Origin of the sequence: Aeromonas sp. QDB63 (genome assembly GCF_027707425.1) — a bacterium.
Classification (GTDB): domain Bacteria; phylum Pseudomonadota; class Gammaproteobacteria; order Enterobacterales; family Aeromonadaceae; genus Aeromonas; species Aeromonas caviae.
The window spans coordinates 29,975-52,719 of record NZ_JAPCIS010000016.1 but is presented as its reverse complement, the minus strand read 5'-3'; the positions used below and the strand labels follow the sequence as shown (position 1 = coordinate 52,719).

The following is a 22,745-nucleotide window of genomic DNA, read 5'->3' as shown; positions in this document are numbered from 1 at the left end:
GTCCGAGCCTTGTGACAGCCTCTGACACGTCAATAACAAAGCGTGGAAGCACACAATAATGACTGAACAACCTCAGGCCATGACGGCCAAATATCGCCAGGATTACCAGGCTCCCCTCTATTGGTGTGACAGCCTGGATCTCGATTTTCAGCTGCAAGAGCCCCTGACCCGGGTCACCGCCATTTCCCGTTTGCGTCGCAGCGGCGATCACAACGAACCCCTGGTGCTGGACGGCGAGGGGCTTGACCTTGTCAGCGTCATTGTGGATGGCGTGCCCTATCAGCAATACGAGCAGGGAGAGAGCAGCCTGACCCTGTTCAACCTGCCGGCCGAGTGCGTGCTGACCGTGGTCACCGACATCGATCCCGCCGCCAACACGGCGCTGGAGGGGCTCTACAAATCCGGCGATGCCTATTGCACCCAGTGCGAGGCCGAGGGCTTTCGTCGTATCACCTATTACATGGACAGGCCGGACATCCTGGCCCGTTACAGTACCCGCATCACCGCCGACAAGGCCAAGTACCCCTATCTGCTCTCCAACGGCAACAAGGTCGCGAGCGGCGATCTGGACGACGGTCGCCACTTCGTGCAGTGGCAGGATCCCTTCCCCAAACCGAGCTACCTCTTCGCCTTGGTGGCGGGGGACTTCGATGTGGAACGCAACCACTTCATTACCAAAAGCGGCCGCCAGGTGGCGCTCGAGATCTTCGTGGACAAGGGCAACCTGGACCGCGCCGGTTTCGCCATGGAGAGCCTCATCAACTCCATGCGCTGGGACGAGCAGCGTTTCGGCCTCGAGTATGACCTCGACATCTACATGATCGTGGCGGTGGACTTCTTCAACATGGGGGCCATGGAGAACAAGGGGCTCAACATCTTCAACTCCAAGTTCGTGCTGGCCAACCCGGCCACAGCCACCGATGCGGACTACCACGGCATCGAGCGGGTGATCGGCCACGAATATTTCCACAACTGGACCGGCAACCGCGTCACCTGCCGCGACTGGTTCCAGTTAAGCCTCAAAGAGGGACTGACGGTGTTCCGGGATCAGGAGTTCTCCTCCGATCTGGGGTCGCGCGGCGTCAACCGCATCAACAACGTGCGCACCGTGCGCGGTCCGCAGTTTGCCGAAGATGCCGGCCCCATGGCCCACCCCATCCGCCCGGATGTGGTGATCGAGATGAACAACTTCTACACCCTGACCGTCTACGAGAAGGGCTCTGAAGTGATCCGCATGATGCACACCCTGCTGGGGGAGGACGCCTTCCAGGCGGGCATGCGACTCTACTTCGAGCGTCACGACGGCTCTGCTGCCACCTGCGACGACTTCGTGCAGGCGATGGAGGATGCCTCCGGGGTGGATCTCGCTCGCTTCCGCCGCTGGTACAGCCAGTCCGGCACCCCCGAGCTCACCGTGACCGACGAATACGATGCCGAAAGCGGTGTCTATCGTCTGCACGTGAGCCAGCACACGCCGCCGACCCAGGATCAGCCACAAAAGCTGCCGCTGCATATCCCCCTCGACATCGAGCTCTACGATGCACAGGGTGCCGTCATCCCGCTGCAATACCAGGGCAAGGCCATCGGCAATGTGCTGGACGTGCTGGAAGCACAGCAGACGTTCGAATTCGATCGAGTGCCGGTCAGACCGATACCCTCCCTGCTGCGAGACTTCTCCGCCCCGGTCAAGCTGCACTATGACTACAGCGACGAGGCCCTGGCCTTCCTGATGCGTCATGCCCGCAACGAGTTTGCCCGCTGGGACGCCGCCCAGATGCTGATCAACAAGGCGGTGATCGACGGGGTGGCCCGGGTCCAGCACGGGCAGGGGGTTGAACTCTCCCACACCCTGCTGGCGGCCTTTGTCGCCATTCTGGACGAGGCTGCACTGGATCCCGCCCTCAAGGCAGAGATCCTGGCCCTGCCGGGGGAGGCGACCCTGGCCGAGCTGTTCGAGGTGGCCGACATCGACGCCATCCACCAGGTGCGCAACGGGATCCAGACCGCATTGGCCCACGCCTTCGGCGACCGCCTGCTGGCGTGCTACGAGAGCCTGCGTCTGCCGGCTTATCAGGTGGTCCATGCCGACATGGCCAAGCGGGCCCTCAAGGGTGTGGTGCTGGGTTATCTGGCGGCGCTGGATGCCGCGAAGGCCGATACCCTGGTGCGCGAGCAGTACGAGGCTGCCGACAACATGACCGACACCCTGGCGGCGCTCCAGGTGGCCAACAGCCATCTGCTGCCGTGCCGCGCCGCGCTCTTGGCCGACTTCGAAGGCAAATGGGCCCATGATGGCCTGGTACTGGACAACTGGCTGCGGTTGGTGGGGGCCAAGCCGGCCAAGGATGTGCTCCATGACGTGAAGCAGGCGATGGCGCACCCGACCTTCAGCATCCGCAACCCGAACCGGCTGCGGGCGCTCATCGGCAGCTTCGCCATGAACAACCAGGTGCAGTTCCACGCCGCCGATGGCAGCGGCTATCGCTTCCTGACCGATCTCTTGATCGAGCTCAACGAGGTCAATCCCCAGGTGGCGTCCCGCCTCATCACCCCGCTTATCCAGTTCAAGCGGCTCGATGAGGGGCGCAAGGCGCTGGTTCGCGCCGAGCTGACCCGCCTGGCCAACCTGGACGGGCTGGCGCGGGATCTGTTCGAGAAGGTGAGCAAGGCGCTGGCACAGTAAGCGCCGCGACGGCGGGCAGGGGAGCCTGGCTTTCCTGCCCGTTTTTCATGGATGACCAGGAGGTGACATGAGGCAATACACTTTTCGGCTCTCCCTTGGCCGCGACGAGATCATGTTGATGTACCAGGGGCAGGTGAACCGCCTGGTGGTACGTACCGAGCAGGGTCTGACCCTGGAGCTGGGATTGGAGAAAATCCGGCGTTTTGTGTCGGAGAGCGGCGTTCACGGCTACTTTCGACTGAAAACCCAGGACGATCATCGCTTCATTTCCCTGGAACGCATAAATTAACAAAACTTGAACATCAATCCGGGTAATTATCTGCTTTAAGTCACTATCTATCCGGCAAATGGCGCGGCATCCAGTGGGATTTTCTGAATTTTGCCAACTTGGCAAAATTTATCACAACCCAAGCCGTGATCTGTCCCTTGTTTTTAACATCCCGTTATCACCTTTGCTCGCCTTCCTTGATCCAAGCCATTACACTTCGCTGCAACTCTGTACCGGTGGGCATCCTGGGTGGATGTCGCCGTGTCTGTGATGTCGTCCGATAAGGAAACTAGCAATGGCATTGAAAGACGCCCCTACCTCCGTTCTGCTCGAAAACGTTCTCAGTCTGATCCACCAGAAATTGCCGAAAAACAGTGCCTCCCTGGTCGAATGTTTCGTTGCCAAGTTCTACGGCAACATGGCCAGCACTGATCTGCATGACCGCAATGACAGCGATCTCTATGGCGCCGCCCTCAGTCTGTGGAATGCCCTCAACCACCGTACCGGCATCGAGCCCTATATCCGGGTCTACAACCCCGAGCTGACCCGCCACGGATGGCAGTCTCCCCATACCATCGTCGAGATCATCCTGCAGGATTCCCCCTTCCTGGTGGACTCCATCCGCATGGCCCTCAAGCGTCTCAATATCACCGCCCACATGATGCTGCACCAGCCGCTGCACCTGATCCGCGGCGAAGGCGGCAAGATTGGCGCCATCCTGGATCTGGACAACACCGCAGAGCAGACCTCGGTGGAAACCGCCTTCCTCATCGAAATCGATCACCTGACCGGTGAAGAGGAGATGGACGCCCTGACTGCCGAGCTCAACTCGGTGGCGCGGGAAGTGGCCCTGGCGGTGGGAGACTGGCAGCCCATGCTGACGCGCCTGAACGAGATCATCGAGGAGCTGCCCAAACGCAAGAACCCGGTCAGCCAGGCCGAGGTGGACTCCTGCGTCGCCTTCCTCAAATGGGTGGCCGCCCACAACTTCACCCTGATGGGTTATCGTCGCTACGACGTCAAGGCGGTGGAGGGGGATCACGAGATCCTGCCGCAGCCCGAGTCCAGCCTGGGGCTGATGAAGAACTCCATCAAGGACGAAGGCCAGCGCCTCGGCACCATGCCCGCCAGCGCCCGTCACGCGGCCCTCAGTTCCGACTTGCTGATCCTCACCAAGTCCAACAGCAAGTCCCGGGTGCATCGTCCGGCCTATGTGGATTACATCGGCATCAAGCGCTTCGACGAGCACGGCAAGGTGGTGGGAGAGGATCGCTTCATCGGCCTGTATGCCTCCTCCATCTACAACACCAGTGCGACCCAGATCCCCCTCATCAGCCACCGCCTCGAGCGCATCATGGCCGCCTCCGGCTTTGAATCGGGCTCTCATGCCTACAAGGCGCTGCTGAACGTGCTGGAAACCTACCCGCGCGACGAGCTGATCCAGGCCCGTGAAGAGGAGCTGCTGGCCACCGGTCTCGGCGTGCTGGAGATGCAGGAGCGGGACATGCTGCGCCTGTTCGTGCGCCGCGACGTCTACGGCCGCTTCTTCTCCTGCATGGTCTATGTCACCAAGGAGCGCTACAACACGGCGCTGCGGGTCAAGACCCAGCAGATTTTGCAGAAATATTTTGGCAGCAGCATCGATGTGGAGTTCAACGTCTACTTCACCGAGGGCGTGCTGGCACGGACCCACTACATAGTGCGGGTCAACAACAACAACGTGGATGTGGATGTGAACGAAGTACAGAACAACCTGATTGAAGCGGCCCGCAGCTGGGATGACCGCCTGGATTCCGTGCTGCTTTCCCACTATGGCGAGGCCCGCGGTAACGAGCTGCGCCGCCGTTTCAGCACCGCCTTCCCCCGTGCCTACAAGGAAGATGTGCTGCCGGGCTCTGCCGTCGCGGACATCATGGCCCTGGATGGATTGAGCGAGGCCGAGCCGCTTGGCATGCTGTTCTACCGCGCCCAGGAGGAGGAGAACGATCGCCGGGTACGCCTCAAGCTGTTCCACCGAAGCGAACCCATCCACCTCTCCGACGTCCTGCCCATGCTGGAAAACATGGGACTGCGCGTCATCGGCGAGACCCCGTATCAGGTACGGACCCCCACCGGCGAGGTGTTCTGGATCCTCGATTTCTCCATGCTGCTGCGGGGCGAGCAACCGTTCGATCTGGAGCAGAGCCAGCAGCGCTTCCAGCAGGCCTTCGCCGCCATCTGGAACAAGACCCTGGAAGATGACGGCTTCAACCGTCTGGTGCTGGGGGCCGGCCTCACCGGTCGTCAGGTATCCGTGCTGCGGGCCTATGCCAAATACATGCGCCAGACCGGCGTCTCCTTCAGTCAGTCCTATATCGAGGAGACCCTGACCCGTTATCCGGATATCGCAGAGCTGCTGTTCACTCTGTTCGAACAGCGTCTGGATCCGGCCGGCAAGCAGGACGCCAAGGTGCCATCGCAAGATGCCAAGGCATCCGCCAAGCTGCATGAGCAGCTCGCCGCCAAGCTGGATCAGGTCGCCAACCTGGATGACGATCGCATCATTCGCCGCTATGTGGAGATGATCGACGCCACCCTGCGCACCAACTACTACCAGCTGGACAAGGCGGGCAACATCAAGCCCTACATCTCCTTCAAGCTGGCCCCCTCCAGCATCACCGACATGCCGCTGCCGCTGCCGAAGTTCGAGATCTTCGTCTACTCCCCGCGAGTGGAAGGGGTACACCTGCGCTGGGGCAAGGTGGCCCGTGGCGGCCTGCGCTGGTCCGATCGCAAGGAGGACTTCCGCACCGAAGTGCTGGGTCTGGTGAAAGCCCAGCAGGTGAAGAACACCGTCATTGTGCCGGTGGGCGCCAAGGGCGGCTTCTATTGCAAGCAGATGCCGGCAGGCGCCCCCCGTGCCGTCATCCAGGAGGAGGGCAAGGCCTGCTACCGTCTGTTCATCCGCGGCCTGCTCGATGTGACCGACAACATCATCGGCGGCGAGGTGATCCCGCCAAAATCCGTGGTGCGTCACGACGAGGATGACTACTACCTGGTAGTGGCGGCCGACAAGGGCACCGCCACCTTCTCCGACATCGCCAACGAGATAAGCCTCGAATACGGCCACTGGCTCGGCGATGCGTTTGCCTCCGGCGGCTCGGTGGGCTATGACCACAAAAAGATGGGCATCACCGCCCGCGGCGCCTGGGAATCGGTCAAGCGCCACTTCCGTGAGATTGGCATCAACTGCCAGACCACCGACTTCACCTGCGTGGGTATTGGGGACATGGCCGGCGACGTGTTCGGCAACGGCATGCTGCTCTCCGAGCACATCCAGCTGGTGGGCGCCTTCAACCACATGCACATCTTCGTCGACCCGACCCCGGATGCGGCCAGGAGCTTCGTCGAGCGCAAGCGCCTGTTCGAGCTGCCGGGCTCGAGCTGGGATGACTACAACCGTGAGCTCATCTCCAAGGGGGGCGGCATCTTCCTGCGCTCGGCCAAGTCCATCAAGCTGAGCCCCGAGATGCAGACCCTGCTCGGCACTGACAAGGCCAGCATGGCGCCGAACGAGCTGATCAAGGCCCTGCTCTGTCTGAACGTGGACCTGCTCTGGAACGGCGGCATCGGCACTTATGTGAAGAGTGCCCGCGAGAGCGACGCCGACGTCGGGGATCGCAGCAACGACGTGCTGCGAGTCAACGGTCGCGATCTGCGTGCCCGCATCGTGGGCGAGGGTGGCAACCTGGGCTTCACCCAGCTCGGCCGGGTGGAGTACGCGAGCCAGGGTGGTCGCATCAACACCGACTTCACCGACAACGTGGGCGGCGTGGACTGCTCCGACAACGAGGTGAACATCAAGATCCTGCTGAACCAGCTGGTGGCCGCCGGGGATCTGACCCTCAAGCAGCGCAACCAGATGCTCTACGAGATGACGGATGCGGTGGCGCAGGTGGTCATCACCAACGCCTACCGCCAGTCCCAGTCCATCTCGGTCACGGCGTTCCGTGGCGCCGAGCAGCTCAAAGAGCAGCAGCGCTTCATCCAGGGGCTGGAGCGGGAAGGCAAGCTGGACCGCGGCCTCGAGTTCCTCCCCACCGACGAGGAGCTCTCCGAGCGGATGGCGGCGGGGCAGGGGCTGACCCGTCCCGAGCTGGCGGTGCTGGTGGCCTACGGCAAGATGGTGCTCAAAGAGCAGCTCAACTGCCCGGAAGTGACCGACGAGCCCTTCCTCGCCAACATGCTGGTCACCAGCTTCCCGACCCAGTTGCAGCAGCAATTTGGCGCGGCCCTGGCCCAGCATCCGCTGCGAGGCGAGATCATCGCGACCCGGGTGGCCAACATGCTGGTCAACGACATGGGGCTCAACTTCGCCAGCCGGATGAAGGACGAGACCGGTGCCTCGGTGGCGGAAGTGGCCTGCTGCTTCGCCATGGCCCGGGAAGTGTTCGGCCTCGGCGCCCTGTGGCGTGACATCGAAGGGTGTGACAACGGGGTGGATGCCCAGACCCAGCTAGAGCTGATGTTCTACAGCCGCCGCATCGTACGCCGCGCCACCCGCTGGTTCCTGCGCGCCCGCAACCGCAGCTGGAGCATCGGCGAGAACATCGCCTTCTTCCGCCCGGCCTTCGAGACCCTGAGTCAGCACCTTTATGAGGTAATGGACGAAAGCGAAGTGGCCGAACACAGCCAGGCGGTCGCCGCCCTGGTGGAGAAACAGGTGCCGGAGGCCATCGCCCGTCGCGTGGCCCACATGAGCAGCCTCTTCTCCTGCCTGGATCTGGCGCAGATTGCCGCGGAGCACAAGACCGACATCCTGCGGGTTGCCAACGTCTACTACCGCCTGGGTGCCAAGCTGGATCTGCACTGGTTCCTCGAACAGATCAACCATCAGCCGGTGGGCAACCACTGGCAGGCGATGGCGCGGGCCTCCTTCCGCGAAGATCTGGACTGGCAGCAACGCAGCCTCACCTCCGTGGTACTGGAAGGGTGCAAAGAGCAGGGGGAATGCGCTACCATACTGGCCGACTGGATTTCGGAGCATGAGCAACTCTTGTCCCGTTGGACCCACATGTTGGCCGACTTCAAGACCACGAGCACGCACGAGTTCGCCAAGTTCTCGGTGGCCTTGCGAGAGTTGAACCTGCTCCAGTTGAATTGCCGAACCTCGGCATAACCCCAAAAGCCCCGGCCAGTTGCCGGGGCTTTTTTTAAGGAGCAAGCATGCTGTACCCACTCGCCAGGCATTTCCTGTTCAAACTCAATCCGGAGCAGGCTCACGATCTCTCCATCAAATATTTGCCCCGCCTTCTCGGTACCCCGCTTGATTGTTTCTTCCGCCACTCTCTGCCCAAACGCCCCGTCACCGTCATGGGGCTTAATTTTGCCAATCCGGTGGGGTTGGCCGCCGGTCTGGATAAAGACGGGGAGTGCATCGATGCCTTCGGCGCCATGGGGTTCGGTTTCATCGAGGTCGGTACCGTGACCCCCAGACCCCAGAGCGGCAATGACAAGCCTCGTCTCTTCCGGGTGATCCCGGCCGAGGGGATCATCAATCGCATGGGATTCAACAACAAGGGAGTCGATCACCTGGTGGCCAAGGTGAAAGAGGCCAAATATCAGGGGGTGATCGGCATCAATATCGGCAAGAACAAGGACACCCCCATCGAGCAGGGCAAGGATGATTACCTTCTCTGCATGGACAAGGTGTATGACCACGCCGGTTATATTGCGGTCAATATTTCCTCGCCAAACACCCCGGGTCTGCGTCAATTGCAATATGGCGATGCACTGGATGAACTGCTGGCCGCATTGAAACAGCGCCAACAGGAGCTGGCCGAGAAATATAAAAAGTATGTGCCGCTGGCCGTGAAAATTGCCCCGGATCTGTCACTCGATGAAATAGATCAGGTAGCCGCCTCTTTGATCAAGAACCGTATTGACGGTGTCATCGCCACCAATACCACTCTGGAGCGGGAGATGATATATGACATGCCCCATGCCGCAGAGGCCGGCGGGCTTAGCGGTCGTCCGCTCCAGCACAAGAGCACCGAGGTGATCCGCCACCTGGCCAAGGCCCTCGACGGCGCCCTGCCCATTATCGGTGTGGGTGGTATCGACAGCGCCATGGCGGCTCGGGAAAAACTGGCAGCGGGTGCCAGTCTTGTCCAGATTTACAGCGGCTTTATTTATAAAGGGCCGGGTCTGGTCAAAGAGATCGTTACTCATATTTAAAAAATAACCGGTTGCCCTTATTTAACGTTGCTCAAATTCTCGACATGGAATAAAGTCGAGGGACGGCTTAGATAAGGGCACCACCATGTGTATTCAACCCAATGACAATTGGCAGTGGCATTATGACGCTCAGGATGATCGCCTGATGCTGGATTTGTCCGATCGCATGATATTTGCCACCGAATATAAAGGTCGACAACTTGTTCCCTGTTCTTTCACCACCCAGCCTTTTTGCGTGGATGATGCCGCCCTCTATTACCAGTTGATGGACAAGGCCGCTGAACTCGACTGGAGTACGCCCCACCAGGTCCAGCTGGTCCTCAATGCCATCGCCGTCAGCCGTTTTTATAAACCCCTGATGCCGCAAAGCTGGTTCTTTCATGAACAGCAGGCTCATGTTTTTCCGGATATGGGATCCCTGGTGTGGATGGATACGCCCCATGGTCGGGGGGAATTCATGGTCATCGAAGCCGGCGATCAGGCGAGCGTTTGCCTGAACCTGACCGACGAGCTGGTACTGACCAACAGCAAGACGCTGCCGCGCTTTGCCGTGATCAAGGTGATGAATAACCGGATGCAAGCCAGAGTCCGGGCACAGACACAATATCGGGAAGTGGGCTGACGATGGGGCCGTTATATGGCGACGAATAAGTCTGTTATAGGCCTGCTATATTGGTCTGATATTTAAGCGCACAGTCTCTCTCTTGTTCCATTATTTGTCTTTTTCCTTCGTCTGGTCGTCACGACCATTTTCTGCCTGGTCCGGGCAAGATTTTCGAATTCTTTACGAATGTGATGGTAGACAGCTGCCAGCCAAGAGCGGGATCCTGTCGCCCGCAAGGGGGGAGGGGAGAGTCTGCCGCGCCTCTTGCCGTTTATATGGCGCCTTTGTCCAAGGTTCGAGTGCCGAGCGCGGGCCGATAAGGTATAATGCGGCACTATTTTTATGGCATCCCCGTGAGCGTGATGAAAGAATTTTTTGCAACCTGCCCCAAGGGGCTGGAAAACCTGCTGGCCGTCGAGCTGACCAATCTGGGTGCGGAGCAGGTCCGTGAGACCGTGGCCGGCGTCCACTTCAAGGGCGAACTGGCCATCGGCTACAAGGCCTGTCTGTGGAGCCGCTTTGCCTCCCGTATCGTGCTGGTGCTCTCCGAGTTCCAGATGAACGACGATCTGGACCTCTACCTCGGGGCTCATACCATTCCCTGGGAGGAGCACTTCTCCGGTACCGCCACCATCGCGGTGGACTTTACCGGTACCAACGCCTCCATTCGCAATACCCAGTACGGCGCCCTGAAGATCAAGGACGCCATCGTCGATCGCTTCACCAAGCGCGGCCACGTGCGCCCGGATGTGGACAAGAAGTCTCCGGACATTCGCATCATGGCGCACCTTGGCAAAGGCAAGGCCAATATCACGCTGGACTTGTCAGGACCGGCGCTGCACCAGCGCTTCTATCGCCAGGGCACCGGCGAGGCGCCCCTCAAAGAGAACCTGGCTGCGGCCATGATTGCCCGCAGCGGCTGGGCTGGCGAGCCCATGATGGACCCCATGTGCGGCTCCGGTACCCTGCTGATTGAAGCGGCCTTCATCGCTGCCGACATGGCGCCTGCGCTGCGCCGTGAGCGCTTCGGTTTCGATCGCTGGCTGCAACACGATGGTGAACTGTGGCAGAGTCTGATGATGGAAGCCCAGGTGCGTGCCAAGCGCGGCATGCAGCGCTGCGAGGTGAAACTGTTCGGTTGCGATGCGGATACCCGGGTCCTGATGAAGGCCCGTGACAACGCCAAGGCCGCCGGCGTGGCCCATCTCATTACCTTCAAGCAGGCCGATGTCACCAAGCTGGAAAATCCGCTGCCGATGCCGGCTGTGGAAGGAGAGAGCCGTCAGGTCGGCATGCTCATCTCCAACCCGCCCTATGGCGAGCGTCTCGGTGAATTCCCGGCGTTGCTGGAAGTGCATCAGGCCCTTGGCGATGCCCTGCGCCGCGGCTTCCAGGGGTGGAAGGTCACCATTCTCTCCGCCTCTCCCGAACTCCTGAGCTGCCTGCGCTTGCGTGCCGACAAGCAGTATCGCCTGTTCAACGGCGCCCTCGAGTGCCAGCTGCGCAACTATCAGATCGCCCTCGATGCCGTCGCTTCCCAGAAAGAGGTGGCCCAGGACTTTGCCAACCGTCTGCGCAAGAATCTGAAGACCCTCGAGAAATGGGCGAGCAAGGAGAACCTCGATTGCTACCGCCTCTATGACGCGGACTTGCCGGAATACAACGCCGCCATCGACCGCTATCAGGATTATCTGGTGGTACAGGAGTACGCGGCGCCCAAGGACATTCCCGCCCAGAAAACCCGCCAGCGTCTGCTGGACATGGTGCAGGCCGCCATCAAGGTGACCGGCATGGACGGCGAGAAGGTGATCCTGAAGGTGCGCGAGCGCCAGGAAGGCAAACAGCAGTACCAGAAGCTCTCCGAAGAGCAGCACCGGATGGAGGTGCAGGAGTACGGTGCACGCCTCTGGGTCAACCTCTACGACTATCTGGACACCGGCCTCTTCCTCGACCACCGCCAGACCCGCCGCATGCTGGGCCAGATGGCAAAGGGCAAGCGCTTCCTGAACCTCTTCGCCTACACCGGCAGTGCCACCGTGCACGCGGGGCTCGGCGGCGCCCGCGAAACCACCACGGTGGACATGTCGCGCACCTACCTCAACTGGGCCCAGGACAACATGCGCCTCAACTCGCTGGTGGGCCGCGAGCACAAGTTCGTGCAGGCGGACTGCCTGAAGTGGTTGTCGGAAGCCGACGAGCAGTACGACCTCATCTTCATCGATCCGCCCACCTTCTCCAACTCCAAGCGGATGGACGAGAGCTTCGACGTGCAGCGGGATCACCTGCTGTTGATGCAGCACCTCAAGCGCCTGCTCGCGGCGGACGGCACCCTGGTCTTCTCCAACAACAAACGCCACTTCAAGATGGACTTGGCCGGCCTTGACGCCATCGGTCTCAAGGCGCAGAACATCACGAACAAGACCCGGCCCAAGGACTTCGAGCGCAACCAGCATATCCACAACTGCTGGATCATCACCCACGCCGAGGCACAAGGCTGATGCTGACCCTGTTTCACACCGACGGCTGCCACCTGTGCGAACAGGCGTGGACGCTGGTGGAACAGGCCGGGATGGCCGCGCAGACCCGCCGCTGCGACATCCTGGAGGAGGAGGCCTGGCTCGAGGCTTACCGGGTGCGCATCCCGGTGCTGCAAGACAGTGCCGGCCGGGAGCTGGGCTGGCCCTTCACCCTGGGGGAGCTGCAAGGCTGGCTGGCACAGGGGTGAGCAGGATTTGACGACAAAACGGGGGCAGATTCACGCTGCCGCCCGTTTTTTCATAAGCAACAAGGAACAAACATGGCTCTTTTGACATTGCACGGCGCGTCCCTGTCGTTCAGTGATTTTCCGCTGCTCGACCATGCCGAGCTCACCATAGAGCGGGGCGAGCGCCTCTGTCTGGTGGGTCGCAACGGGGCGGGCAAGTCCACCCTGATGAAGGTGATTGCCAGCGAACTGCCGCTGGACGACGGCCGTCTGGTGTTGCAACAAGATTTGAAAGTGACCCGCCTCGAGCAGGATCCGCCCGCCTCGAGCGAGATCACCGTGTTCGATTACGCCGCAGAAGGGCTGGCCGGGGTAGGGGAGCTGCTCAAGCAGTACCACCATGTCTCCCACGCCCTGGCGCACGACCCTTCCGATGCCAACATTCGCACCATGAGCCAGTTGCAGGAGCAGCTCGACTATCAGAACGGCTGGCAGTACGAAACCCGCATCAATCAGGTGCTGACCCTGCTCGATCTCGACCCTGATGTGACGCTCGACAGTCTGTCTGGCGGCTGGCTGCGCAAGGTGGCTCTGGCCCGCGCCCTGGCGTGTGACCCGGACCTGTTGCTGCTGGACGAGCCGACCAACCATCTGGACATCGATGCCATCAACTGGCTGGAAGAGTTCCTCAAGGACTTTCGTGGCGCCATCGTCTTCATCTCCCACGACCGGGAGTTCATCCACAAGCTGGCGACCCGGATCATCGATCTCGATCGCGGCGTGATCACCTCCTGGCCCGGTAACTATGACGAATATCTGCAAGGCAAGGAGGAGTGGTTGCGGGTCGAGGAGCTGAAAAACGCCGAGTTCGACCGCAAGCTGGCCCAGGAAGAGGTGTGGGTCCGCCAGGGGATCAAGGCGCGTCGTACCCGCAACGAGGGACGGGTGCGGGCCCTCAAGGCGATGCGCATGGAGCGCACCCAGCGCCGGGAACTGCAGGGCAAGGCCAAGCTGCAACTGGACGAGGCGGGCCGCTCCGGCAAGCTGGTGTTCGAGACCGAGGGGCTGGGGCTGGACTTTGGTGATCGCACCCTGTTCCAGGGACTGGATCTGCAGGTGCTGCGCGGGGACAAGATTGCTCTGGTTGGCCCCAACGGCTGCGGCAAGTCGACCCTGATCAAGCTGCTGATGGGCCAGCTCGAGGCGAGCCGTGGCTCGGTGCGCCAGGGGACCAACCTGGAAGTGGCCTACTTCGATCAATACCGTGAGCAGCTCGATCCCGAGAAGACGGTGGTGGACAACGTGGGGGAGGGCAAGCAGGAGGTGATGGTTCGCGGCCGCTCCCGCCACATCCTTGGCTACCTGCAGGACTTCCTGTTCGAGCCCAAGCGGGCGCGCACCCCGGTCAAGGCCTTGTCAGGGGGCGAGAAAAACCGTCTACTGTTGGCCAAACTCTTCCTCAAACCCAGTAACTTGTTGATTCTGGATGAACCAACCAACGACCTGGATGTCGAAACGCTGGAATTGCTGGAAGAGCTGCTCACCGATTATCCGGGCACCCTGCTGCTGGTCAGCCACGATCGCCGTTTCATCGACAATACCGTGACCGGCTGCTGGCTGTTTGAAGGGGATGGACGGATCAGCGATTATGTCGGGGGCTACGCCGACATGATGGCCACACGAGCCCTGCAGGCCGCCCAACAGACGGCCAAGCCGGCCCCGGTCAAGGTGGCAGAGCCTGTCGCATCGGCAGCGGAGCCTGCGAAAAAAACACGAAAACTCTCTTACAAGTTGCAACTGGAGCTGGATAATCTGCCAGCCCGGCTGGAACAGTTGGAAATGGAACTCGATGCCCTGCAGGCCGAGATTAACCACCCCGGTTTCTTCTCCCTGCCAGCAGAGCAGACCCAGCCCAAACTGGATGCATTGAATGCGGCAGAGGCCGCATTGGAACACGCCTTCTCCCGTTGGGAGGAGTTGGAAGCGTTGAAACATCAAGACTAAGGAAGTAGATGAAAAAGCAATTATCCATGCTGGCCATCCTGGTCGGCGCCAGCCTCAACGCGCAGGCGGCACAAAGCTCCTTTTTCACCATCGTCGATGACGAAGTCAAAGGCTATGCCAGCGGGATCAGCGGCGATGCCAACGGCCTCATCGGGCTCAACACCAAGAACAACATGGCGGAATACTTCTCCACCGTGCGGTTTGCCGACTTCCTGGTGGATCGTTTCCGTTTCGAGCAGGGTTGCATGCTCTCCAACTCGGTCTGCAACTCCTTCTGGAGCGACAACTCGGGCTTTGCCTACCAGTGGCGTCGCGACTTCCTGGACAAGGTGGATCAACGCAGCAACCTGGGCTACGTGACCAGCTCCGAGGTCGATGGCCTGGTGACGGCCCTCGGGGATGTTCCGGAGGATCGGGTCGGTTACAAGATGAATGGCAAGCTGCGCACCGCCTTTGCCGTGGTCAATGACGGCAACCCGGTCGAGCTCAAGGATGCGGCCAGCACCCACGGCCTGAGCGTACCCACCTCCATCAAGAAGCTGGACAACGGTCAGTATCTGGTGACCGGTACCGCGGCCAGCGACAAGTATCGCCACAAGGTGGGCGGTGATTTCTACAAGTGGTGTTTCGAGACGGGCAATGACAGCCAGTACGGTGACTTCCGCTACTGCCCCGGGGTCGATACCCAGGCGAGTTTCTGGCTGCTCAACAGCTCGGGCGGGTTCAACAAGCTGATGCAGGCCGGCACCTATGGCCATCAGCGTGACGAGGTGCTGCAAACCGCTTCTGCACTGGGCGTGGCCAAGTACAACGGCACCCTCTACGGCGTGGGCTACAGCTCTACCGGCGAGGTGGGCACCGGTGATCTGGATGGCCGCAACCTCGCCAGCTACTGGACCCTGGATACGGCTGCCGGCACCGTGGGCACCACCAAGATCATCCCGCTGCCGGATGGCGAGCCTGGCAAGGACGATGCCAAGCTGCAACACAGCTGGGCCGTGGCCGTCAACGACAACGGCTACGTGATCGGCAACCAGCGCTATCGCATCAACAAGGGTCAGAACCGCCCGGTGGAGATGTTCCTGTTCAACCTGAGCAAGCCGGGTACGGCGGCCAGCCTTCCTCTTCAAGACAAGCCGGTCTCGGGGGCAGGCTCGGAAGCGGCCGCCATCAACGAGCACAACATGGTGGTTGGCTGGCGCGACTCCCGCCATCAGACCCAACCGGTGGTCAATGGCACCAACCGCATGCAGGAAGCCTTCCTGCTGAACGCGGCCGCCCCGGCCAACAGCTGGTATCTGAACGATCTCATCTGTGGCAAGGATGACGCCGGCAACAAGCAGTGTGCCCAGAACGGCAAGTACTATCACATCGCTTATGCCAGCGGCATCAGCAGCGACGGCACCATTGCCGCGACGGCGTATCGCTATGACAGCGAGAGCGACCTCAACAAACGCGCCAACGCCACCGTGGTCGCCGTCAAACTGACGCCGGCCGTGGCGGATTATCAGGGCAATGCCCCGGCCAGCTATGTGGTCAGCAATGCGCCGGTCAACAACCAGACCGGTCAGGATGGTGGCGAGGGCGGTGGTGGCAGCCTGTTCTGGTTGACTCTGCTGGCGCTGCCCTTTGCCTGGCTGCGTCGCTATCAGCGATAAGTAAGTGTCATCAAAAATTAATGCAGTTCAGTATCTTGTGTCACAACCCCTGAATAGCATGGAATTTTTTGTTTGACCCTGCCTCCCCCCTGGGGTAAAGATGAAGGCGACCGGTGAAAAACTGGTCGCTTTTTTTGTTCCACGAAGAGGGTCGTAGATGATGAAGAGACAGAAACGGGACCGTCTGGAGAGAGCTCGCGCTCGTGGTTATCAGGCTGGCGTAGTCGGCAAACAGAAAGAAGCGTGTCCGTACCAGTGCCTGGATGCCAGGGGCCATTGGCTTGGTGGTTGGCGCGATGCCATGGAAGGGCGAGGCTCAGGCCTCTTCATGAAGTAACCGATACTTCATCACTCATTACAATAGGAAAGGGGCCATCGTGGCCCCTTTACGTTGTCTCTGCTCACCCAGGAGCAGGATCAGAATGCGGTGGTGTCTTTGAACAGGCCCACTTTCAGATCGGTGGCGCTGTAGATGGGGCGACCATCCACTTCCACGACGCCATCGGCAATGCCCATGACCAGTTTGCGGTTGATGACGCGCTTGAAGGTGATCTTGTAGGTGACCTTCTTGGCCGTCGGCAGGATCTGGCCGGTGAACTTGACTTCACCGACACCCAGCGCACGTCCTTTGCCAGGACCCCCTTTCCAGCCCAGGAAGAAGCCGACCAGTTGCCACATAGCATCCAGGCCCAGGCAGCCGGGCATGACGGGATCGCCGGGGAAGTGGCAGTCGAAGAACCAGAGATCCGGCGTGATATCGAGTTCAGCCAGGATTTCACCCTTGCCGTGCTCGCCGCCATGGTCGTTGATCTTGACGATGCGATCCATCATCAGCATGTTGGGGGCGGGCAGCTGGCTGTTACCTTCACCAAATAATTCGCCACGGCTGCAGGCAAGCAGCTCTTCACGGGTAAAGGACTCTTTGCCTTGTTCGCACAGGGAGAGGCGGGGATCAGTGGTGTCGTTATCTAGGGTCACGCTGTTTATCCTTCATATGGGTCAAAGCCGGGCCAATTTAGCTTACAGATGTTCGCTAAACAACTCCGATCACTTCATTTAACGGCCAAGCAGCCGATCCAGCAGGCTGCGCAGCAGGCCGCCACTCTTGGTTGCCGTGCCATTGAGTTCGTCCAGTCTCTCCTGGATGCGGCCAAACAGGGTATCCGGCATGTCTGGTTCGCCAGCAACGCAGCCGGTGAGCAGCTCGATAGCCTCTTCCACGTGATCCACCGGGTGGATGTGGAACTGGCCGGCCTCTACTGCCGCGATCACTTCATCAGAGAGGTTGAGCTGCTGGGCGTTGGTGCCGGGCAGCAGAATGCCTTGCTTGCCGGTGAGGCCGTGGATCTTGCACACCCGGAAGAAGCCCTCAATCTTCTCGTTCACGCCGCCAACGGCCTGCACATTGCCGAACTGGTCGACCGCACCGGTCACAGCGAAGTGCTGGTAGATGGGCTGGCGGGCGAGGGCAGAGAGCAGGGCACACAGGCCGGTCAGGGAGGCGCTGTCACCATCGATCTCGTGGTATGACTGCTCGAACACCAGGTTGGCCGAGAGCGGCGAGGGGTTCTCTGCGCCGAACTTGTTGGAGAGGTAACCGTGGATGATCATCATGGCTTTGGCGTGAATGTGCCCGGCGAGCTCCGCCTTGCGCTCGATGTCAGCCACATCGCCATCCCCGAGGTGGACGGTCGCGGTGAGGCGTACCGGCTCCCCGAAGTCATAGGGATGGCCGGCCACCTGGATGACGGAAAGGCCGTTGATCTGGCCAACCTCTTCACCGTCGGTCTGCAGCAGGATCTGGCCGTCGATAACACCCTGATCCGATTGCTCCACCAGATAGTTGAGGCGGTAATCCTGCTCTTCCAGGGCGAGCAGGATATGTTCGTCAGTGACGCTGGTCGCTTCCAGCTCGCGGGCCAGGCTGTCGGCCATGCGCATGATGGCGCCGAGCTGTACCTCGGAGAGGGATAGCCACTCCTGGTGGTCACACAGGCGGCTGGCATGGCGACAGAGGGCGAGGAGGGCACTTGGCGTGAAATCCAGCAGCGCCCAGCGCGCTCGCAGCCAGGCGAGATATTGCAGGAAGGCGGGGAGATCTTCCTCGATGTTCACTTCGGAGACCAGATCGGCACGCAGGAAGATGCGCTCCGCCATGTCCCTGTCCAGCATCTGGAATTCCGCCACGTCCAGCCTGTCACCGACCAGGATCAACTTGAACCGGATGGGGGTCGCTTCCGGGGTGAAGAACGGTGTCAGCGTCTTGCCTTCCTGATAGGCATTCCAGTCCAGCTCGCCTTTTTGCATGGCGTTTTTGAGCTTGAACCAGAGATGAGGCTGATCCAGCAGCTCATCGAGCTGAAGTATCAGGTAACCACCGTTGGCTTCCCGCAGCAGACCAGGTTCCAAAAGGTGCTGGTTGGCGTAGACGGAGCCTTGTTCCGTCTGATAGTTGATAGAGCCGAACAAGGTATCCCAGTTCAGGTCACGGCCGTAGACGACAGGGGCTTGCTGATCCTCATGATGGATCAGCAGGTTGATGAGCACCGGGTGCTGGAACTCGAGGCCCTGGGCGACATGGGCGGCCAGATCGGAGAGGAAATCCACGATCTTGGGGTCGTTGTTCTGTTTGCGGATGATCCGGGTGACCAGCCGCTCGGCGTCGAGATGGTGGCTCATCAGCTTGAGCAGCTCACCGACCATTTCGCAGAACTCGAAACCCGAGCCCGGTTGCAGGCGCAGCCAGATGGGCTTGAAAGGGTTGTTGAGATTCTCGGTATAACAGAGATCGAACAGGTCGCCATCCTTGCCATTCGAAGAGGCGATCAGGGTCTGGCAGACATTCTCGTAATCTGCACCGGGGAAACCGTTGAGGATCATGACCGGGCAGTCACCATCAAAACTGGCCAGCCGTTTGATACCCGAAATCGCTCTGGGTTGCAGGGCGGCAAACGGAATGGGGTCGAGCTCGCCAAGTGTGGGGAACTGCTCAATCGAGAAAGCGGGTTTTAATTGTTCTGATGTTAATTCAGCCACTTAAGACATCCGGTCGGGGATAGGATCAATTGCCACCATTATACACAGTTCGGTTGAGGGTGACAGAATACCAAGATATTTCATTTAACATAATATACATTATGCGCAGTGTCGTATTTTATGAGTCCCAGGGCATAATCAATCAAGGATTGCCTTTAGGTCCCGTGTCTTGGTTATGAGTGCAGTTTTATTGTTCACCATTGGTTATCAGTCATATGTACGGTTCTGGTCGAGCAAGTGATCCAGCGGCTTGCGGCTGGCACTCTCGTGACGTTCCCGGTTGCCGGTGTGCAGGTACTTGGAGGTGGTGTCGATGCTGTCGTGTCCCGCATCGGCTTGTACGTGGGATAAAGGCCGGCCGTGCAGATTGATGTCATGGGTGATACCGGTATGGCGAATGGAGTGCGGCGTCAGGGTTCGCATTTCAGCGGCATCCTGATCAAAACCGTCTTGTTCGGCGAGGCTTGCGGCCTGTTCAAATACCGCCATTACCAGGTCTCGAAGCTGGCGGATACCCAGATTGGCATTGAGTTCGCCTTGTTCGCGGCCATGGGCCGCCGCCTTGTGGCGTACGAACAGCGGGGTCTGCTCGCCGGGGGCCGGCAGTGGCGAAAGGCCAAGAAAGGTACGATAGCGAGTCAGGGCTTCGAGCAGAGCCTGAGAAACGGCCACGGTGCGACGTTTACCGCCTTTGCTGCGGGGAATGTCATAACCCCAGACGCCCGTTTTGGCGTCACGTCGAAACTGGCCCATGACGGGGCTGAAACCCGGCCTGGCCGCCACCTCGGAAATCCGCAGATAACAGGCATACATCAGACAGATGAGAAAGCGGCTGCGCTCATGTTGTGCCGGGCATTCGGCAGCGAGCTGTTCGGCGGCTTGCATCACATAAGACCATTGCAGCTCAGTGAAGGATTGCGCGTCTTCACCAGCCTCCTGGGGGCCCGCACGTTTAACCCGCTGCAGCAGGAGAGCCGGATTGCGATCCATGTACTCCTCCTGGATGAGAAACTGGAAGAAGGCGGACAAAATGGCGAGTTTTGTCTTCATCGCCTGCTCACTCAGTCGATACGGTAGCTCCCGGCCCAGTTCCCGCTTGCCAAGAAACGGACGCCACAGGGGGTTTGGCAACCGTTCCCCCCACTCCTTGTCGAGCACGAACTGGGCGACGTTGCGGTAGGCAATCAGTCTGGACGGTGGCGCCTGGCAATAGTCGAGATAGCGCATCATGATGCGCCTGGTGAGATCCCTGGGGCTGATGGCCACCTCGCAAAAACACCAGTGCAAAAAAGTGGTCAGCTCACTGCGATAGGTCTTGTAGTTGTTTTCGCTGTGGCGCTGCTCCAGCAGCCAGTCGACGGCCAGCTCATACACGATCCCCGCGTCGGGGACTTTGCCAAGACTCAGGGTGGCGAGGTACTGGTTGACCTGGGGATTGCCCGCCTCAAGGTGGTCCACGCTATCGAACAGTGGCATGGCGGGTGGAAGTGCTGGATGAGTCATGATGGTGTGTGATGTCGGTTGAATGTTTTGAACGGGGCCGCACCCCCCTGATGCCGATAAATGGGGTTATCGGCATCAGGGGTTGCAGTGCGCCTTGGGGGCAACGACCTGAGGCATCTTGCTGTGATACCCCATGATAACGAGCAATCGGCATATTCAATAAATATGCGGTGTGGTTGGAAAATTCTCGGGGAAAAGAGGCGTGACAATGACTTAAGTTGCACTTTTCATGAATGAGAAAGTGGATTCTGCCTCACATCCCCTTCCCCGCCCTTTCGTCTCAAGCCACGCTCTTCAGGGGCTTCCCCTTTGGCAGTTCAGTATCCAGCTTGTCTTCTTTGGGGGAATTCCCCTGCCCTTTTCCACCGCGCAATACCTGCTGCAACTGATCCCGCTGCTCGGCCAGATAAAAGGCCAGACTCTCCTGCTGCTCCGGTGCAAGCGCGACCGGCGCACCCGCCAGCAGTGTCATCAGCTCATCGGCGGTGTCCAGCAGTTTGTCATAGGCATCCGCCTCTTTCTTGCTGGCAAAGGTCATCTTCTCCACTCCCCCACGTACCACAACATACTTGATCTCAACGGCCATCGCGGCGCCCTCCTGATGATAGTGACCGCAAGTATATGTACGTATATACAGTATTGCAAATACCCTCAGCATGTCGGCGTGCATCCCCAGCCCCTGCTTGGCTGGCGGCGGCCAGTTCACAGCGGAAAACACGTCTTTTCAAAGGGGGGTGTGCAGCGCGGCAAGACAGGGCAGGCGTTTTAAGGTAAATTTCATCAATTCCTTCAACAGGTTGAATCGTATGTCGGATCCGCACTCGGTGATTGTCTGTCCGGCCTGTGACTTGCTGATCGAACGCAAGTTGCTGCCGCTGCGCCGTCACGCCCATTGCCCCCGCTGTCATCAGCATCTGTATGGGCGCTATGCCTTTCGCCCTTCCCAGTTGATGGCGCTGACCATCACCGGATTCCTGTTGCTGCCTTCCGCGTTTTTTGAGCCTTTGATCTATCTTCGTCTGGCGGGCGTGAACTCGGACGCCAACCTGATCAAGGGAATTATGATGCTGTATGCCGAGAGCGAGCTCTGGGTGGCAACACTGGTGCTCTGGTGCGCCGTGCTGGCGCCGACAGGGCTGCTGCTCGGGATCTTTGCCCTCGCCTCCGGCCTGGCCAAGCGCTGGCATCTGCTGGCGTGGACCCTCAAAGCGGTCGAGGTATTTCGCCACTGGGCCATGCTGGAGGTGTACATCGTCAGCCTGCTGGTCGCCCTGTTCAAGCTTATCGACATCGCCGACGTGCGCCTGGGAGGCGGTCTGCTGAGCCTGGGTTGTCTGATGCTGCTCAACATGACGTTGCTGATCCTCTTTGATCCTGCCCCTTACTGGGAGCGGATTCCGCTGCAACATGCCTCCCGGGAGCCGGACCATGTCCCCGATCAGCGCCCGTGAACTGGGGCTTTGCCGCTGCCATACCTGTGGGTTGCTGGTGCGCCATCAACACGGCATGAGCTGCCCTCGTTGTCATACCCCCTTGCAGATGCGCATTCCCCATTCCCTCGCCTGGTCATGGGGCCTGCTGGCGCTGGCCACCTTCATGTTGTTGCCTGCAAACCTGCTGCCCATCACCCACTTCTACAACAAGGGATTATTGCAGTCCGATACCATTTTCAGCGGTATCATGGCGCTCTATCGCAGCAAGATGTCCGGCATCGCCACCATAGTACTGACCGCGAGCATCATCGTGCCCATCGGCAAGATCCTGGGTCTTGGCTGGATCTGCTGGCAGTTGCAGCGCAGCAAGCCGGTGCGCCGCAAACGCCAACTCGTCATGTACCGCATCATCGATTTCATCGGACGCTGGTCCATGCTGGACCTCTTCGTCATCTCGCTGATGGTGGCCCTGGTGGATCGCGGCGTGCTGCTCAATGTGCGTGCCGGCCCCGGGGCGACGGCGTTCGCCGGCGTGGTGGTGCTCACCATGATGTCGGCCAGGATGCTCGATACCCGCCTGTTGTGGGACAAGGCGGCCCGTTAATGTTTTTTGTGTCGAACGCGCTGTGCATCACA

At 60.0% G+C, this 22,745-nt stretch carries 16 protein-coding genes; 12 read left to right on the top strand and 4 right to left on the bottom strand.

Annotated elements, in window-relative coordinates; genetic code table 11:
- Positions 1-58: 58 nt before the first annotated feature.
- The 10 genes from pepN to rmf all read left to right on the top strand — a co-directional run bounded on the left by pepN (position 59) and on the right by rmf (position 16,474).
- Positions 59-2,683, top strand: coding sequence for an aminopeptidase N (gene pepN / locus PG879_RS12035; RefSeq protein ID WP_010674768.1), 2,625 nt, complete (start codon positions 59-61; stop codon positions 2,681-2,683).
- A 67-nt stretch (positions 2,684-2,750) separates the two neighbouring features.
- A complete protein-coding gene (locus tag PG879_RS12030) occupies positions 2,751-2,972 on the top strand; it encodes a DUF2835 family protein (protein ID WP_010674767.1) in 222 nt (73 codons plus the stop codon).
- Positions 2,973-3,246: 274 nt separating this feature from the next.
- Positions 3,247-8,109: an NAD-glutamate dehydrogenase gene (locus PG879_RS12025; RefSeq protein ID WP_143237547.1), complete on the top strand. Its 4,863-nt coding sequence runs from the start codon at positions 3,247-3,249 to the stop codon at positions 8,107-8,109.
- A 47-nt stretch (positions 8,110-8,156) separates the two neighbouring features.
- The gene (pyrD, locus tag PG879_RS12020; protein ID WP_143237545.1) at positions 8,157-9,167 is read left to right on the top strand and encodes a quinone-dependent dihydroorotate dehydrogenase; all 1,011 of its coding nucleotides are present in this window, start codon (positions 8,157-8,159) and stop codon (positions 9,165-9,167) included.
- An 85-nt stretch (positions 9,168-9,252) separates the two neighbouring features.
- Entirely contained in the window at positions 9,253-9,789 is a 537-nt protein-coding gene (locus tag PG879_RS12015) for a cell division protein ZapC (RefSeq protein WP_041215146.1), read from the top strand.
- 308 nt (positions 9,790-10,097) lie between these two features.
- Complete coding sequence (gene rlmKL / locus PG879_RS12010) at positions 10,098-12,269, top strand: bifunctional 23S rRNA (guanine(2069)-N(7))-methyltransferase RlmK/23S rRNA (guanine(2445)-N(2))-methyltransferase RlmL (protein WP_039040793.1); 2,172 nt, start codon at positions 10,098-10,100, stop codon at positions 12,267-12,269.
- Entirely contained in the window at positions 12,269-12,496 is a 228-nt protein-coding gene (locus PG879_RS12005; RefSeq protein ID WP_010674762.1) for a glutaredoxin family protein, read from the top strand. The genes rlmKL and PG879_RS12005 overlap by 1 nt, the downstream gene beginning before the upstream one ends.
- A gap of 72 nt (positions 12,497-12,568) precedes the next feature.
- Entirely contained in the window at positions 12,569-14,479 is a 1,911-nt protein-coding gene (uup, locus tag PG879_RS12000; protein WP_029314544.1) for an ATP-binding cassette ATPase Uup, read from the top strand.
- An 8-nt stretch (positions 14,480-14,487) separates the two neighbouring features.
- The gene (locus PG879_RS11995; protein WP_010674760.1) at positions 14,488-16,137 is read left to right on the top strand and encodes a DUF3466 family protein; all 1,650 of its coding nucleotides are present in this window, start codon (positions 14,488-14,490) and stop codon (positions 16,135-16,137) included.
- A 157-nt stretch (positions 16,138-16,294) separates the two neighbouring features.
- On the top strand, positions 16,295-16,474 hold the full coding sequence (gene rmf / locus PG879_RS11990) for a ribosome modulation factor (RefSeq protein WP_005315693.1): 180 nt from the start codon (positions 16,295-16,297) through the stop codon (positions 16,472-16,474).
- A gap of 80 nt (positions 16,475-16,554) precedes the next feature.
- Here rmf and fabA read toward each other — a convergent pair whose 3' ends face one another.
- The 4 genes from fabA to PG879_RS11970 form a co-directional block, all read right to left on the bottom strand.
- Positions 16,555-17,115, bottom strand: coding sequence for a 3-hydroxyacyl-[acyl-carrier-protein] dehydratase FabA (gene fabA, locus PG879_RS11985; RefSeq protein WP_010674758.1), 561 nt, complete (start codon positions 17,113-17,115; stop codon positions 16,555-16,557).
- Positions 17,116-17,193: 78 nt separating this feature from the next.
- Entirely contained in the window at positions 17,194-19,173 is a 1,980-nt protein-coding gene (locus PG879_RS11980; RefSeq protein WP_041211430.1) for a Lon protease family protein, read from the bottom strand.
- Between the two features lie 207 nt (positions 19,174-19,380).
- A complete protein-coding gene (locus tag PG879_RS11975; RefSeq protein WP_041201615.1) occupies positions 19,381-20,676 on the bottom strand; it encodes a tyrosine-type recombinase/integrase in 1,296 nt (431 codons plus the stop codon).
- A gap of 280 nt (positions 20,677-20,956) precedes the next feature.
- Positions 20,957-21,262 (bottom strand): YebG family protein, encoded by a 306-nt coding sequence (locus PG879_RS11970; protein ID WP_010674755.1) that lies wholly within the window; start codon positions 21,260-21,262, stop codon positions 20,957-20,959.
- Positions 21,263-21,482: 220 nt separating this feature from the next.
- Between PG879_RS11970 and PG879_RS11965 the strand changes: the two genes are divergently transcribed.
- A complete protein-coding gene (locus PG879_RS11965; RefSeq protein ID WP_010674754.1) occupies positions 21,483-22,127 on the top strand; it encodes a paraquat-inducible protein A in 645 nt (214 codons plus the stop codon).
- On the top strand, positions 22,105-22,713 hold the full coding sequence (locus PG879_RS11960) for a paraquat-inducible protein A (protein WP_010674753.1): 609 nt from the start codon (positions 22,105-22,107) through the stop codon (positions 22,711-22,713). The genes PG879_RS11965 and PG879_RS11960 overlap by 23 nt, the downstream gene beginning before the upstream one ends.
- The last annotated feature ends 32 nt before the right edge of the window (positions 22,714-22,745 follow it).

Excerpts from the sequence above, each read along its gene's own strand:
- pyrD (WP_143237545.1), top strand. The coding sequence starts at position 8,157 with ATGCTGTACCCACTCGCCAGGCATTTCCTGTTCAAACTCAATCCGGAG.
- PG879_RS11970 (WP_010674755.1), bottom strand. The coding sequence starts at position 21,262 with ATGGCCGTTGAGATCAAGTATGTTGTGGTACGTGGGGGAGTGGAGAAG.
- PG879_RS11975 (WP_041201615.1), bottom strand. The coding sequence starts at position 20,676 with ATGACTCATCCAGCACTTCCACCCGCCATGCCACTGTTCGATAGCGTG.
- PG879_RS11965 (WP_010674754.1), top strand. The coding sequence starts at position 21,483 with ATGTCGGATCCGCACTCGGTGATTGTCTGTCCGGCCTGTGACTTGCTG.
- PG879_RS12025 (WP_143237547.1), top strand. The coding sequence starts at position 3,247 with ATGGCATTGAAAGACGCCCCTACCTCCGTTCTGCTCGAAAACGTTCTC.
- rmf (WP_005315693.1), top strand. The coding sequence starts at position 16,295 with ATGATGAAGAGACAGAAACGGGACCGTCTGGAGAGAGCTCGCGCTCGT.
- rlmKL (WP_039040793.1), top strand. The coding sequence starts at position 10,098 with ATGCGGCACTATTTTTATGGCATCCCCGTGAGCGTGATGAAAGAATTT.
- PG879_RS12030 (WP_010674767.1), top strand. The coding sequence starts at position 2,751 with ATGAGGCAATACACTTTTCGGCTCTCCCTTGGCCGCGACGAGATCATG.
- PG879_RS11960 (WP_010674753.1), top strand. The coding sequence starts at position 22,105 with ATGTCCCCGATCAGCGCCCGTGAACTGGGGCTTTGCCGCTGCCATACC.
- PG879_RS11995 (WP_010674760.1), top strand. The coding sequence starts at position 14,488 with ATGAAAAAGCAATTATCCATGCTGGCCATCCTGGTCGGCGCCAGCCTC.
- pepN (WP_010674768.1), top strand. The coding sequence starts at position 59 with ATGACTGAACAACCTCAGGCCATGACGGCCAAATATCGCCAGGATTAC.
- PG879_RS12005 (WP_010674762.1), top strand. The coding sequence starts at position 12,269 with ATGCTGACCCTGTTTCACACCGACGGCTGCCACCTGTGCGAACAGGCG.
- uup (WP_029314544.1), top strand. The coding sequence starts at position 12,569 with ATGGCTCTTTTGACATTGCACGGCGCGTCCCTGTCGTTCAGTGATTTT.
- PG879_RS12015 (WP_041215146.1), top strand. The coding sequence starts at position 9,253 with ATGTGTATTCAACCCAATGACAATTGGCAGTGGCATTATGACGCTCAG.